Here is a 13967-nt window from a genome sequence, read left to right on the forward strand (position 1 = left end):
AGGGCGGATCACCGCGGATTTGCTGGCGCCGCCCTCCCCAGCGGCCGTTTTCCACAGTAGAATGCTGGAGCCCACGCGGGCTTAACCTCATCACTGTGTCGCCCATGTCCAAGAGCCAGTTTCAAAAGCCCATAGAAATCAAGATTTCCACTGTCGTCGCCGTGTCCGCCATACTGGCCACCTCCGACCGTCTGGCGCTCGATGCCGCCATGGCCGAGATGACCGGTGGCAGCACCGACTTTTTCGAAGATGATCTGGCCGTGATCGATGTCGGCGGCCTGCCGGCTGGCGGCGAAGCCATCGACTGGGCCGGTCTGATCGCCCTGCTGAAGAAATACCGCCTGAATCCGGTGGCCGTGCGCAATGCCGCACCGGAAATGGGGGCAGCGATTGCCGCTCACGGTCTGAGTCTGGAAACCGCCGCGCCCCAGCGCAGCGAAGCGGAAGCGCCTAAAAAAGCAGCACCGGCTCCGGCACCGGCGCCCGCGCCTGCAGCGGCCCAAGCCGCCAGCGAAGCGATTCCCGGTGGCGCCCGCGTGATGATTATCGACACGCCGGTACGGGCCGGCCAGCGCATCTATGCGCGCGGCTGCGATCTGGTGATTACGGCGGTGGTCAACAATGGCGCGGAAATCATTGCCGATGGCAGTATCCACGTCTACAACACTCTGAACGGGCGGGCTCTGGCCGGTGCTTCGGGCAATCCCGACGCACGGATCTTCGCGATGGGCATGGCGCCGGAGTTAGTCTCCATTGCCGGCGTTTACCGCACATTTGAAGACGGTTTCCCCGCTGAATATGCACGCACCCCAGCGCAAATTCGCCTCAACGGCGACCGAATCGATATACTATCTGTCAATTCAGCAACCCGCGCCTGAGCGCGCGCTGGCGTATCCACTCACTGAAAAGGAATTTCTGTGGCGAGAATTATTGTTGTAACGTCCGGCAAGGGCGGTGTCGGTAAAACGACTTCCAGCGCCAGCTTCTCTACCGGTCTGGCCATGCGCGGCCACAAGACTGCCGTGATCGACTTCGACGTCGGTCTGCGTAACCTCGATCTGATCATGGGCTGCGAGCGCCGTGTGGTGTACGACCTGATCAATGTGATCAATAAAGAGGCAACTCTGACGCAAGCCCTGATCAAGGACAAGCACTGCGACAACCTGTTCATCCTGCCGGCGTCGCAAACGCGCGACAAGGATGCGCTGTCGGAAGACGGCGTGGAAGCCGTGCTGGCCGAACTGATCACCATGGGCTTCGAGTTCATCATCTGCGATTCGCCCGCCGGTATCGAGCACGGCGCGCTGATGGCGCTGACCTTTGCCGATGAGGCCATCATCGTCACCAATCCGGAAGTATCGTCGGTACGCGATTCGGACCGTATTCTGGGCATCATTCAGGCCAAATCGCGCCGCGCCCAGACCGGTGGCGAGCCTGTCAAGGAACACCTGCTGATTACCCGCTACTCGCCAAAACGCGTGGAAGCGGACGAAATGCTGTCCTACGAAGATGTGCAGGAAATTCTGCGCATACCGTTGATCGGCATCATTCCCGAATCGGAATCGGTACTGCACGCTTCCAACCAGGGTAATCCGGCCATCCATTTCAAAGGCACTGATGTGGCGGAAGCTTATGAAGACGTGGTGTCGCGCTTCCTCGGTCAGGAACTGCCGTTGCGCTTTACCACCTATGAAAAGCCCGGCCTGCTTCAGCGTATTTTCGGGAGCAAGTAATCATGGCACTGCTTTCCTTCCTGTTCCCGCAAAAACCGAAAACCGCCACGGCGGCCAAGGAGCGGTTACAGATCATCATCGCCCGCGAGCGAAATGGCCGCGCTGGTCCGGACTTCCTGCCGGCCCTGCACAAAGAGCTGATCGATGTGATTTCCAAGTACACCAAGGTGAACGCGGACGACATCAAGATCTCGCTCGACCGTCAGGGCAATCTGGAAGTGCTGGACGTCAACGTCGTGCTGCCGGACGCTTAATTTCGCAGCACCATCCTAGGGACGGCCGGCACCGGCCGTCACCAGTTGCTGCGCCACCGCCGCACAGGCTTCCACATGCTGGTTGCCGATGTGGCGGAACACGGCAAAGCCTATCCCCGCCGAGGCCAGCTGACCGGCCAGCGGCACCAGTTTTCCCGCCTGCCGTGCCACCAGTTTCACTCCGCTACGCTGTAGCAGCGGCACCAGTAATTCACGCGTAATCAGTTTCCCTACCAACATACCACCCACGCCCACAGCCGCTTCATAGGCCAGCATACGGTATTCAGGCTGCAAGCCTTCGATCTGGGCCGGCGTCAGACCAAAAGCCTGATTGATATCGTCGATCAGACGGGTGAACAGGTGCAGGTCGGACACCACGTCCAGCCCCGGCACGGGAATGGCGGCCACGCTGGCCGACAGCAGAGCGCGGCGTTTCACCAACTGGCGGCATTGCTGGCGCAGTTGCGCCACCTTGTCCGGCGTGGCCAGTGCCAACGGCCAGCTTTGCTGTTGCTGTGTTGTCATGCTTACTCCCAAGCGCACCATTTGCCGCAGCGTTCTGTTTCTGATTTACAACTTTCTCATTGAAAACCACCTTTTTCCAGTGTACCTTGTAATCATCGTGTGCGTGCACGCGCTACGGCGATCGCTTTCTATCAAGAAAATAGTAATTCTCTGGCGAAAAAAATTAAGCCAGTTTGGACGGTTTTTTTGTGAATCCCTGTTATATTCCGAGTGACTTTCGCTCAATTTATTCCCACAGGCAGCCGGATGAGAATCGCCGTACTCGACAATGACCGCAGCCAGTCCGACCTGATCTGTCAGGTACTGGGCTCGGTCGGCCACACCTGCCACGGCTACCAGACCGCCAAAGACACCCTGCACCACCTGCGCAAGGATAGCTACGACATGCTGATCCTCGACTGGCAGGTGGTCGATCTGGGCGCCGCCGAAGTGCTGCGCCGTGCACGCGAAAAGCTGCCGGATGCCGCGCCCGTGATGTTCCTCACCACCAGTTCCGGCGAAGACGATATCGTCGCCGGCCTCGATGCGGGTGCCGACGATTACATGATCAAGCCGCTACGGCGCGGCGAACTGGTGGCGCGCGTGCAGGCTTTGCTGCGGCGTGCCTATCCAGCCCAGAACGGCGCCGAACAGCTGCAATTCGGCCAGTATCTATTCGAAACCCGGCCCGGCCGCCTGCTCATGGATGGCACCGTGCTGGACGTGACGCAGAAGGAATTCGCGCTCGCCTTGTTATTTTTCCGCAACATCGGCCGGCCCCTGTCGCGCGCCTACATCCACGAAGCCGTGTGGGTCAAGGAAAGCGCCGTCCCCTCGCGCACCATGGACACCCACGTTTCCCGCGTGCGCAATAAACTCGTGCTGAAACCGGAAAATGGCTACCGTCTCGTGCCCGTCTACAGCTACGGTTACCGGCTGGAGAAACTGGGCGGCTGAGGCAGCAGGGCGCGCTATGGTCAGTGCATAGCCACTACACGGTATAATGTCCGGTAAATCAACATTCGGATCTGCAATGCAGCTGCTTGCCGTCGGCCTCAACCACCATACCGCCCCTGTCGCCCTGCGCGAACGGCTGGCGTTCGCACCAGACCAGCTCGGTCCTGCCGTGCGTTCGGCCCGTGCGTGGTTCGAACGGCTAGACCAGCGCGGCAGCGACGAAGCAGCCATCCTGTCGACCTGCAACCGCACCGAACTATATGCGGCCAGCCATGCGCCCGATCCCCTCGATGCTGGCGCCCAGTTCCTCGCCGACTTCCACAAAGTCAACTACAGCGAACTGCGTCCCCACCTGTACATGCTGCCCCAGCACGATGCCGTGCGCCACACTTTCCGCGTGGCCTCGGGGCTGGACTCGATGGTGCTGGGCGAAACCCAGATTCTGGGCCAGATCAAGGATGCCATCCGCACCGCCGACGAAGCGGGCGGTCTGGGCACCTATCTGCACCAGCTATTCCAGCGCAGCTTCTCGGTGGCCAAGGAAGTGCGCAGCACCACGGAAATCGGCGCCCACAGCGTGTCCATGGCCGCCGCTGCCGTACGCCTGTCGCAGCGTATCTTCGACAAGATTTCGGAACAGAACGTGCTGTTCATCGGCGCCGGCGAAATGATCGAACTGTGCGCCACCCACTTTGCCGCGCAAAATCCGCGCAGCATCACGGTGGCCAACCGTACGCTGGAACGGGGTGAACAACTGGCGCACCGCTACGGCGGTCAGGCCATCCGTCTGGCCGAACTGCAGGACAAGCTGCACCTGTACGACATCGTGATTTCCTGCACGGCTTCCTCGCTGCCCCTGATCGGTCTGGGCATGGTGGAACGCGCCATCAAGGCACGCCGCCACAAGCCTATCTTCATGGTCGATCTGGCCGTGCCGCGCGATATCGAACCGGAAGTGGGCCGTCTCAACGACGCCTTCCTGTACACGGTGGACGATCTGGGCAAGGTGGTGCAAACGGGTCTGGAAAACCGTCAGGCTGCGGTAGCGCAGGCCGAAGCCATCATCGAAACGCGCGTGCAATCGTTCATGCACTGGATCGATGACCGTGCTGTCGTGCCCGTGATCCAGAGCCTGCACGAAAACGGCGAAGCGCTGCGCCAGCTGGAACTCGAACGGGCGCGCCGCATGCTGGCCAAAGGCGACGATATCGACGCCGTGCTGGAAGCCCTGTCCAAAGGGCTGACGGCCAAATTCATGCACGGCCCGCAGCAGGCGCTGCACCGTGCGCAAGGCGAAGAGCGCGCCCATCTGGCCGCCCTGCTGCCCCAGCTGTTCCGCGGCCGCCGTTAGCGCTGCCCACTGCTGCCAACTCCCTCTGCTGCCCGCCGCTGCTGCTGCGGCATCTGTACTTCCAACTGATACGATACGCTATGAAACCCTCCATGCTGGCCAAGCTCGATCAACTGGCAAACCGCCTGACCGAGCTCGATGAATTGCTGATGTCCGAAGGCGCCACCAACAATATGGACGCCTACCGCAAGATGACGCGCGAACATGCGGAATTGCAGCCGCTGGTGGCGCTCTACCACGACTACCAGCAGGCACTGGGCGACATCGCCACGGCGCAGGAAATGCTGGCCGATCCCGACATGAAGGAGTTCGCGCAGGACGAAATCGACGCCGCCAAAGGCCGTCTGGCCGAGCTGGAACTGGAACTGCAGAAAATGCTGCTGCCCAAGGATGCGAATGACGAGCGCAACATCTTCCTGGAAATCCGCGCCGGCACGGGCGGCGACGAATCGGCGCTGTTTGCGGGCGATCTGCTGCGCATGTACACGCGCTTTGCCGAACGCAACCGCTGGCAAGTGGAAGTGGTGTCGGAATCACCGTCCGATCTGGGCGGCTATCGCGAAGTCATCGTGCGACTGGTGGGCAACAGCGTGTACTCCAAGCTCAAGTTCGAATCGGGCGGCCACCGCGTGCAGCGCGTACCGGCCACCGAGACGCAAGGCCGCATCCACACGTCGGCCTGCACGGTGGCGGTGATGCCGGAAGCCGATGAAGTGGAAGACGTCAACATCAATCCGGCCGATCTGCGCATCGATACCTTCCGCGCCTCCGGCGCCGGTGGTCAGCACATCAACAAGACCGATTCGGCCGTGCGGATTACCCACCTGCCGACCGGCATCGTGGTCGAGTGTCAGGATGACCGTTCGCAGCACAAGAACAAGGCGCAGGCGCTTAAAGTGTTGGCTGCGCGCATCAAAGACGTGCAGCTGCGCGAACAGCAATCGAAGGAAGCGGCCACCCGCAAGAGCCTGATCGGCTCGGGCGATCGTAGCGAACGCATCCGCACCTACAACTACCCGCAAGGCCGCATGACCGACCACCGCATCAATCTGACGCTGTACAAGCTCGATTTCATCATGGACGGCGACCTGACCGAACTGACCAATGCGCTGGCCGCCGAACATCAGGCCGAGCAGCTGGCCGCGCTGGGCGACTAATCAGATCCGCTTACTTGCCTACTAGCCTTCTATCTTCGTAAGCAAGAAATAAGGCGGAATTGGCAACTCTGTGCGAGAATCATTCATACTATATTTGAACCCTCAACCGGATTTACAAATGAACCCTACGCGCATTCCGTTGCTGGTAATTTCCGCTTTCAGTTTCACCATGCTGGCCGTGGCCCTGATCCTGCAGCACGTGCTGAATATGCTGCCCTGCCCGCTGTGCGTGATCCAGCGCTATCTGTTCCTCGCCATCGGCATCGTGGCGCTGGTAGGCGCCTACCGCAAGCCGGTGTTCTACACGGGGCTGGGCCTGCTGGGCGGCCTCGCCGGTCTGGGCACGGCAGGCAAGCACCTGTATGTGCTGGCGCATCCGGGCCTGTCGTGCGGCATCGATCCGATGGAAACCATCCTCAACAAACTGCCCGCGGCCACCTATCTGCCTTTCCTGTTCAAGGCAGACGGCCTGTGCGAAGACGCTACTGCGCCTTTCCTCGGCCTGTCGATTCCGCAGTGGTCCTTCCTCGGCTTTGCTGCCGTCACCGTCGCACTGGGCTGGGTGTTGCTGCGCCGCCGTAACGCATGATCCGCAGTACGGACGAGATATGCGCCGGCCTGACGCTGGCCGCGGCACAAGTACAGGCGCTGCTCGATCCGCTCGACAACCGCATACTGCTATGCCACGCGCTGGATGTCAGCCGCGTCAGCCTGATTACCCAGTCGGAACGCGCCTTAAACGCTGACGAAGCGGCGTGCTACAGCGCGCTAGTGCAGCGCCGCCTGAACGGCGAGCCGGTGGCCTACATCGTGGGCCAGCGCGAATTCTTCGGCCTGCCGTTCGAAGTCAGCAGCGCCGTTCTGATCCCCCGTCCCGATACCGAACTGCTGGTGGAACTGGCGCTCGAGCGCCTGCCGCCACAAGGCCGCGTACTGGACATGGGCACGGGCAGCGGCGCCATCGCCGTGGCCATCGCCCACAGCCGCAAAGATGCGGCCGTTACGGCGCTCGATGTGAGCGAACAGGCGCTGGAAGTGGCCAGCCGCAATGCGGCGCACAACCACTGTCACATCAATTTTTTGCGTAGCGACTGGTTTGCTGCACTGGCACACCAGCCACGCTACGATCTGATCGTCTCCAATCCGCCCTACATCGCCAGCGGCGACCGCCATCTGGGCGAAGGCGATCTGCGTTTCGAACCGAGCGGCGCCCTGACCGATTTTGCCGATGGCCTGAGCGCCTTGCGCACCATCATCGCCGGTGCCGCCAGCCATCTGCATGAGGGGTGCTGGCTGCTGCTCGAACATGGTTACGATCAGGCCGCCGCCGTGCGCGCCTGTCTGGCCCAGCATGGCTATACCGAAGTGCAGAGCTGGCAGGATCTGGCCGGCATCGAACGCGTCAGCGGTGGCCGGCTGGCAATTCCTGCTACGACGGCCCCTTCCCCCTGAGCCGGATCAGCGCCTGCCACATTTGATACACTAGCCTCCGATTTGCACGACGCCCCTGGGATGACCCAATTTGGGGCGTCTGCCAACACGATTTCGCGTTTTCGGTTAATCTCGCTGCGGATCGCACTGACGCGCTCCGGCTGTCACCCTGCTGTACAAACGAAAGGAAAACCGAGTGTCTCCAACTTTGACTCGCCGTCTGGCCCTGCTGGCCCAGCCTGAGCACCACGCGCTGCTGGGTGGCCTGCGCGGCATCGAACGCGAAACCCTGCGCGTGGACGACCACGGCCAGCTGGCCAGCACGCCCCATCCGCTGGCACTGGGCTCGGCCCTGACCCACCCGCAGATCACCACCGATTACGCCGAAACCCTGCTGGAGTTCATTACCCCGGCCGAACATGACATCGCCGACACCATCGCCAAGCTCGATGGCATCCACCGCTACGCCTACAGCAAGCTGGGACAGGAACTGCTGTGGAGCCAGTCCATGCCGGCCACACTGCCAGCCGAAGAAGACATCGCCATTGCCTGGTATGGCACCTCCAACATGGGCACGCTCAAGCATGTGTACCGGCGCGGTCTGGCGCTGCGCTATGGCAAAGCCATGCAGTGCATTGCGGGCATTCACTACAACTACTCGCTGGACGAAGGCCTGTGGCGATTGCTAGCCGCCAGCGAACCGGCGGCCCGGCCACACACCGCCAAGGCTTACCAGTCGGACGCCTATCTGGCTACCATCCGCAATTTCCGCCGCTATAGCTGGCTGCTGATGTATCTGTTCGGCGCCTCGCCGGCGCTGCAGACGGGCTTCCTGCGCGGCCGCCCGCACCAGCTGGACACGCTGTCGGATGACACCCTGTACCTGCCGTATGCCACCAGCCTGCGCATGAGCGATCTGGGCTACCAGAACGATGCCCAGTCCGGCCTGAGCCCGCACGAAAACTGTCTGGACAGCTATGTGGCCGCCCTTACCAAAGCCGTCAACCAGCCGTATGCGCCGTACGCCGAACTGGGCACCAAACGCGATGGCGAATGGATACAGCTGAGCACCAACGTGCTGCAGATCGAAAACGAGTACTACTCCACCATTCGCCCGAAACGGGTGATCCAGACGGGCGAACGTCCGATTCAGGCGCTGTGCGCGCGCGGCGTGCAGTACATCGAAGTGCGCTGCATGGACGTGGACCCGTTCGAGCCAGTCGGCATCAGCCTGACGGCAGGCCGCTTCCTCGATACCTTCCTGCTGTACTGCGCGCTCGAACACAGCGCTGCCATCACGCCGGAAGAAGGCTTGCGCCACACCGCCAACTTTGCCCGCACCGTCAAGGAAGGCCGCCGTCCGGGCCTGCTGCTGGAGCGTGACGATGGCGCCGTAACGCTACAGCAATGGGGCCAGCAACTGCTGGAACAGATGGCGCCCGTGGCCGCGCTGCTCGACGCCCGCCATGGCGACAGCTCGCACAGCACGGCACTGGCCGAACAGGCCGCCAAACTGGTCGATCCTGCCCTCACGCCGTCGGCCAAAGTGCTGGCCGCACTGCGCGAGCATGGCAATTCGTTTGCCGCCTTCGGGCTGGCGCAGAGCCAGCGCCACGCAGCCTACTTCCGCAGCCATGCGCCGAGCGTCGAAGAAAACGCCTATTTCGACCAGCTGGCCACGGCCTCGCTGGACGAGCAGGCCGCCATGGAAGCGGCGCCACGCATCCCGTTCGACGACTACGTGGCAGCCTACCGTGCCAGCAATCTGTGCCACTCGAGCGGCGATTGCGACTAAACTAGGGGCTTGATCACCGCACCATCTGCGCGAGGCCCCTTTGCTCACCTTCTACAACGAACTGCACGCCCAGCACCGTGGCCGCCACGAATTCTTCCGTGGCGAGCTGACGCCCTGCTTCGAAAAACCCGAGCGGGTCGACAGCGTGCTGGCCGAACTGGGGCGGCGCGGACTGGGGCGCATCGTCACACCGCAGGGTGTGCCGCTGATGTCACTGGAACGCATCCACACGCCGCGCTATCTGCACTTCCTGCGCCACGCATGGGCCGACTGGCTGGCACTCGATCCGGCCAATGCCGACAAGGATGCGTTTCCGGCTGTGTGGCCCGTGCGCTCACTGCGCAGCGATATCGAACCGGATAATTTCTGCGCCAAGCTAGGCCTGTATTCGATGGATAGCGGCACGCCGCTGACAGCCGGCACCTGGACCGCGGCCAAGACGGGCGCCGATTGCGCCGTCAATGCGGCGCACGCGCTGCGGCTAGGCGAACGGGGCGCGTTCGTGCTGAGCCGTCCGCCCGGCCACCATGCCGGTGCTGATTTCTACGGCGGCTACTGCTTCCTCAACAACGCCGCGCTGGCAGCCCAGCACATGCTCGACGACGGCGCACGCCGCGTCGCCATCCTCGATCTGGACTACCACCACGGCAATGGCACGCAGAGCATCTTCTATGGCCGCAACGACGTGCTATTCATTTCCATCCACGCCGATCCGCGCTACGAATACCCGTTCTATCTGGGCCATGCCGATGAAAAAGGCGAAGGTGCGGGGCTAGGCTACAACCTGAATCTGCCGCTGCCTGCCGGCAGCAGCGCGGCCAGCTGGTTCAGCGCACTGGAAACCGCCTGCATCCGTCTAGGTAGCTTCGCACCGGATGCGCTGGTGGTATCGCTGGGCGTGGATACCTTTGCCGGCGATCCACTGTCGCGCTTCGCCCTGCAAAGCGCCGACTACCTACGCATCGGCGAACGGCTAGCCTATCTGAACCTGCCCACCGCCTTCATTTTCGAAGGCGGCTATGCGGTCAAGGAACTGGGCACCAATGTAGTCAATGTGCTGGAAGGCTACGAGACGGCGCTGTAAGCCCGCACTACAGCACAAGCGGATCGATCGGGCAAACTGCCGCATTTGAATCTCATGGAGTCAGTCGGTGAACGCTAGCGTATTACAAATTTATCAAACAGTTCAATTTGATAGGCCGCTGCCTGCCTAGATTCGTCCAGATAGCTGTGCGCTGCCAGGCACCGACTGCTTGAACTTGCCCAACGTTCACTGTTCACCGTTAGCCAGCCAGCGTCGGCTGATAGTAAAAACCACTGCCGATAATTTCAGCCAGCGCTTGCTGATTCTCGGCCGACTCACTGAAATGGGCCAAAACCTCGGCCCTGCTGACGTTATTCTGCAAAGCATGAATCCAGAAATCACGCCCGTCCGCATCTGCGGCGCGATGCAGCACGTTCTGGTACAAGGTATCGACAAAGAACGCATCCGTAGAGGCTTTACCGTATAAGCTGGTGAACTCACCACTTTCAACAAATGCCTTGGCCACCCGGTTCAAGCTCGTTCCAGCATCCATTTGCTCGATCCAGAAACCTAGCCCGCCTAAGTCCGGGCTACGATTAAATGCCGCCTGATACAGACGATAGGCCTGCCCCGCAACGCCATCCACGTCCAGCGCATACACTTCGCCGCCCAGCATGACTACCCGTTCAATATTGCGCATGTAGGCATGGGTTCCATGCCCCTGATCTGTGATGTAGTACCCAGCGCCATCCCGGCTCAGATAGGTAAAGGTACTGAAGCTGGGAATAAATATTGTATCGACACCTGAGCCACCGTCGATGATGGCATCAGGCGTCATCACATACACATCATTGCCTGTACCGGGTTGCAGCATCGCAGGTTTAGTGCTGAAACTGATCGTCTCCGGACCCTTATAGCGATTACCATCCTTGTCATGAATTGCTACTGCCGGCAATGACAGTGTGTAATCGCCGGGGGCGAGGTTATGTAGCGTGTGCACCGTCAAAGTATCGCCCTGGACCTGCGGATAGAGAAAATCCTGCAGCACCACTTTGCCGGCGCTATCTTTAATCGTTAGCGCCGAGGTATCGGCAATAATCGCCTCGCTAAATTTCAGCACGATAGCGCGCGATGTCAGCAACACATTGCTGGCATGGTCAGGCATCGATTGCGCCACCAGTCTCGGACCAGCGCCATCATCCCCATGCACCAGCGAGCTTAGTTGATAGCCCCCCAAAGAGGTCCATACCGGACCCACTTCAAGAAAATACTGACCAGCCGAAGACGCTTGTACCTTGATCGTCCGCACCCCGTCGCTCACCGTGTTTTCAATCAGGGATGCCGAACTGTGGCCGGGACTAGCCGTCGTTTTCAAGCTAGGCACGGCGCCACCCGGCTGATTACTGGCCAGCTTGAAGACATAGACCAGGCTGGCATCCAGTTCAATCGCGTACACATCGCGATCGCCCGCATATTCAAGCTGGCCTGTCAGGCTGGCTCCCTCGGCCAGCAGGCGCACATTAGCCCCCGCGTCATTCGGTGCATCGTCACTAATCGCCTGCAGCTGGACCTGATAGGACGCCGCCGCAGTTCCATGTACCGAGGCATACACGGTGCCGCTACGCCCGGCCACAAACACCTGGGTATCATCGGGATACGCGCTGCCTTTGATCACGCCTGATAGCGCTGTCCCCGCTGCATCGCTGAGGTCCGCCACGACAAAAGTACCGGCATTATGTTGCAGGTTGAACTGATAGATCTGTCCCGCTTCCACCTCGAAGCGGAACACATCGCGGTCTGTGCTCAGCTCGAGTTGGCCGCGCTTAGCTATCGACAGTGCCAGTCCGCTGGCACTACTCATACTATCGCCGACATCATCATGCGGACCGACACTGTAACGAACGTTATAGTTCCCCGACCAGCCGGGTAAGGCCGAGACTTCCAGATAATATGTGCCGCTTTGCGCCGGCGTGTAGGCTAGCGGCCCTTGCGTGCTGGCGCTCTGCGAGCCCTGCGCCTGATCCAATATCCGCAGCACGGAATAAACGCCGTTGCCCGGAGTTTCAAACCAGTAGGTATTGCCGGCGACCAGATTGACAGCGAACCAATCTCTATCTGTGGCTGACTCCAGCCTTGCCGCCAGCGTCTGGTCGAGTGCCAGGATTGCTGCGGTGGCCGGTGTCGCGCCCCAGTCGTCGGCGGCTAACTGGCCCGTCAAGCTATAGCTTATCTGCGGCGCCACCCAGCCTGCACTCGACACACGAACCCAGTAATCGCCACTCGTGACAGGCGTGTAAGAAAGCTTGCCGGCACTGCCAACCAGTTCGCTGGCCAGCACGGCGTTGTCGCGGTAGGTTGCGAATTCCAGCTGGTAACTGCTATTGGCGGAAGAAGCAGCCAGCACAAAATCATAAGAGGTTCCCGCAACCAGCGTAAATTTAAAAACATCCACATCGCTCGTGATCTGGATGGCGGCGCGGCCTGCCTCGCCAATTGCCAGTGCGTGCGCAGTGAGCGGTGTATCGCTCACCTCGTCCACCTGCACCTCCATCTTCAAGGTATAGGGCGTCACCACCGTGATGTTGGAACTCGCGGGCTGCCGGGCGGCCTGAATGTACAGTGCCCGGCTCTCTGTCGCCTGATAGGTCAGTTGCAAGCCGGCTTCCGACTGGTAGCCATCCACTATGGCAAGCGGCTGATACTGGTCCCCGAACAGCATCAGTTGCAGTGGATAGCCCTGCTCAGCGTACATCGTGAAGATGTAAATCTTGCCCTTCTCCACATCGACGCGGAACCAGTCGCAATCGCCTTCAAAATCTACGCTGGAGCTGACCGGTGCCTGCGCGCTCAGCTTGCCCGATGTTGCATAACTTTGCGGAAACTCGTCACGCCACTGCCGCAACACTAGTCCGTAGTTGCCTACTTCCGCCCCCGTGAAGGCCAGATAATAGTCACCACTGGACTGCGGATTGAAGCCGCCGGAGCCCCGGCTCAAAGTAGCACCGGTGGCATCGACATACTTAAAACTGCGCAGCCACCCGACATCGGCAGCCCCCGCCGCCGGGGTGTCCAGCACCACGTCATAGCGCATGCCAACTTCAGCATGGAACTTGAACCAGTCGACGTCACCATGCTGCTCGAATCGACCCTGGGTATGCTGATCTACCTTCACAACGCCACTAGTCTGGCTACTGGAAAGAAAATCATCCGGTGCAGTACGATAATCCAGCTGCAAGGTATAGTGCCGCGCCGGGTGGCCCTCCCCTGATTCAATCGCCATGGCGTAATAGGTGCCGCTGTGCGTCGGGGTAAATTCCAGCCCAAAATGCGCGGCATCGATACCGGCGAGCGCGACAGTTTGAGCCTTCAGCGGGTCATAGAAACCGATCTGCATGCCGTTGGTAGCAATATCGGTCGTCCCATTAAGGTAATAAGTAAGCCCTGCCTCTAGCTGAACGGCGAACCAGTCCTGATCATAGTCGCGGCGCAAATCGCCCTGAACTGTCTGGCCCAAGGCTAGCTTTCCCGAAGTACGTTCATTGCCCCAGTAGTCATCAACCAGAATATCGCCCATGCGCCAGTTCCATTGCAAAGATGACACATATTATCATTTAAACCATGCTCAAGTATTCCAGACAAATAAAGTCGAAAATTAGTACTAGGTGTTCGTTTGCTGGCAGGATTGACCCGGTCTAATTGACCCTCCTTCCAGGTCCTCGCGAACGCCGCAACCCTGTCATAAGATCCCTCGAACCCCAATT

At 60.5% G+C, this 13967-nt stretch carries 12 protein-coding genes; 10 read left to right on the top strand and 2 right to left on the bottom strand.

The genetic code is table 11. From position 1 onward, the window contains the following. Positions 1 to 104: 104 nt before the first annotated feature. The 3 genes from minC to minE are packed head-to-tail and all read left to right on the top strand — an operon-like array spanning position 105 to position 1987. The gene (gene minC / locus ABNT42_RS21285) at positions 105 to 878 is read left to right on the top strand and encodes a septum site-determining protein MinC (protein WP_348700442.1); all 774 of its coding nucleotides are present in this window, start codon (positions 105 to 107) and stop codon (positions 876 to 878) included. A 39-nt stretch (positions 879 to 917) separates the two neighbouring features. Further along, positions 918 to 1733 carry a septum site-determining protein MinD gene (gene minD / locus ABNT42_RS21290; RefSeq protein ID WP_161035880.1) on the top strand — a complete coding sequence of 272 codons (816 nt, stop codon included), beginning with the start codon at positions 918 to 920 and terminating at the stop codon, positions 1731 to 1733. Between the two features lie 2 nt (positions 1734 to 1735). Next, positions 1736 to 1987, top strand: coding sequence for a cell division topological specificity factor MinE (gene minE / locus ABNT42_RS21295; RefSeq protein WP_155435525.1), 252 nt, complete (start codon positions 1736 to 1738; stop codon positions 1985 to 1987). Between the two features lie 15 nt (positions 1988 to 2002). On the opposite strand, the gene ABNT42_RS21300 is transcribed toward minE, so the two are convergent. Next, a complete protein-coding gene (locus ABNT42_RS21300) occupies positions 2003 to 2512 on the bottom strand; it encodes a hypothetical protein (RefSeq protein WP_348700445.1) in 510 nt (169 codons plus the stop codon). A gap of 246 nt (positions 2513 to 2758) precedes the next feature. Here ABNT42_RS21300 and ABNT42_RS21305 point away from each other — a divergent pair, with 246 nt between their 5' ends. From ABNT42_RS21305 to ABNT42_RS21335, 7 genes are all read left to right on the top strand, one after another. Beyond that, entirely contained in the window at positions 2759 to 3448 is a 690-nt protein-coding gene (locus tag ABNT42_RS21305; protein ID WP_348700447.1) for a response regulator transcription factor, read from the top strand. Between the two features lie 76 nt (positions 3449 to 3524). Then, positions 3525 to 4799 (top strand): glutamyl-tRNA reductase, encoded by a 1275-nt coding sequence (gene hemA, locus ABNT42_RS21310; protein WP_348700448.1) that lies wholly within the window; start codon positions 3525 to 3527, stop codon positions 4797 to 4799. Between the two features lie 80 nt (positions 4800 to 4879). Beyond that, entirely contained in the window at positions 4880 to 5956 is a 1077-nt protein-coding gene (gene prfA / locus ABNT42_RS21315) for a peptide chain release factor 1 (protein WP_348700450.1), read from the top strand. A gap of 118 nt (positions 5957 to 6074) precedes the next feature. Further along, positions 6075 to 6545 carry a disulfide bond formation protein B gene (locus tag ABNT42_RS21320; protein ID WP_348700452.1) on the top strand — a complete coding sequence of 157 codons (471 nt, stop codon included), beginning with the start codon at positions 6075 to 6077 and terminating at the stop codon, positions 6543 to 6545. Further along, positions 6542 to 7408: a peptide chain release factor N(5)-glutamine methyltransferase gene (gene prmC / locus ABNT42_RS21325; RefSeq protein ID WP_348700454.1), complete on the top strand. Its 867-nt coding sequence runs from the start codon at positions 6542 to 6544 to the stop codon at positions 7406 to 7408. The genes ABNT42_RS21320 and prmC overlap by 4 nt, the downstream gene beginning before the upstream one ends. Positions 7409 to 7583: 175 nt before the next feature. Then, entirely contained in the window at positions 7584 to 9182 is a 1599-nt protein-coding gene (gene gshA / locus ABNT42_RS21330; RefSeq protein WP_348700456.1) for a glutamate--cysteine ligase, read from the top strand. Positions 9183 to 9222: 40 nt separating this feature from the next. Beyond that, complete coding sequence (locus ABNT42_RS21335; RefSeq protein ID WP_348700458.1) at positions 9223 to 10266, top strand: histone deacetylase family protein; 1044 nt, start codon at positions 9223 to 9225, stop codon at positions 10264 to 10266. A gap of 199 nt (positions 10267 to 10465) precedes the next feature. On the opposite strand, the gene ABNT42_RS21340 is transcribed toward ABNT42_RS21335, so the two are convergent. Then, positions 10466 to 13780 carry a DUF4214 domain-containing protein gene (locus ABNT42_RS21340; RefSeq protein ID WP_348700460.1) on the bottom strand — a complete coding sequence of 1105 codons (3315 nt, stop codon included), beginning with the start codon at positions 13778 to 13780 and terminating at the stop codon, positions 10466 to 10468. Positions 13781 to 13967 lie beyond the last annotated feature (187 nt).

The sequence above is a fragment of the Duganella fentianensis genome (assembly GCF_964031615.1).
GTDB classification, from domain to species: Bacteria; Pseudomonadota; Gammaproteobacteria; order Burkholderiales; family Burkholderiaceae_D; genus Rugamonas; species Rugamonas fentianensis_A.

Coding starts and splice junctions, on each gene's coding strand:
- minC (WP_348700442.1), top strand. CDS start 105: ATGTCCAAGAGCCAGTTTCAAAAGCCCATAGAAATCAAGATTTCCACT.
- minE (WP_155435525.1), top strand. CDS start 1,736: ATGGCACTGCTTTCCTTCCTGTTCCCGCAAAAACCGAAAACCGCCACG.
- ABNT42_RS21300 (WP_348700445.1), bottom strand. CDS start 2,512: ATGACAACACAGCAACAGCAAAGCTGGCCGTTGGCACTGGCCACGCCG.
- ABNT42_RS21305 (WP_348700447.1), top strand. CDS start 2,759: ATGAGAATCGCCGTACTCGACAATGACCGCAGCCAGTCCGACCTGATC.
- hemA (WP_348700448.1), top strand. CDS start 3,525: ATGCAGCTGCTTGCCGTCGGCCTCAACCACCATACCGCCCCTGTCGCC.
- prfA (WP_348700450.1), top strand. CDS start 4,880: ATGAAACCCTCCATGCTGGCCAAGCTCGATCAACTGGCAAACCGCCTG.
- ABNT42_RS21320 (WP_348700452.1), top strand. CDS start 6,075: ATGAACCCTACGCGCATTCCGTTGCTGGTAATTTCCGCTTTCAGTTTC.
- prmC (WP_348700454.1), top strand. CDS start 6,542: ATGATCCGCAGTACGGACGAGATATGCGCCGGCCTGACGCTGGCCGCG.
- ABNT42_RS21340 (WP_348700460.1), bottom strand. CDS start 13,780: ATGGGCGATATTCTGGTTGATGACTACTGGGGCAATGAACGTACTTCG.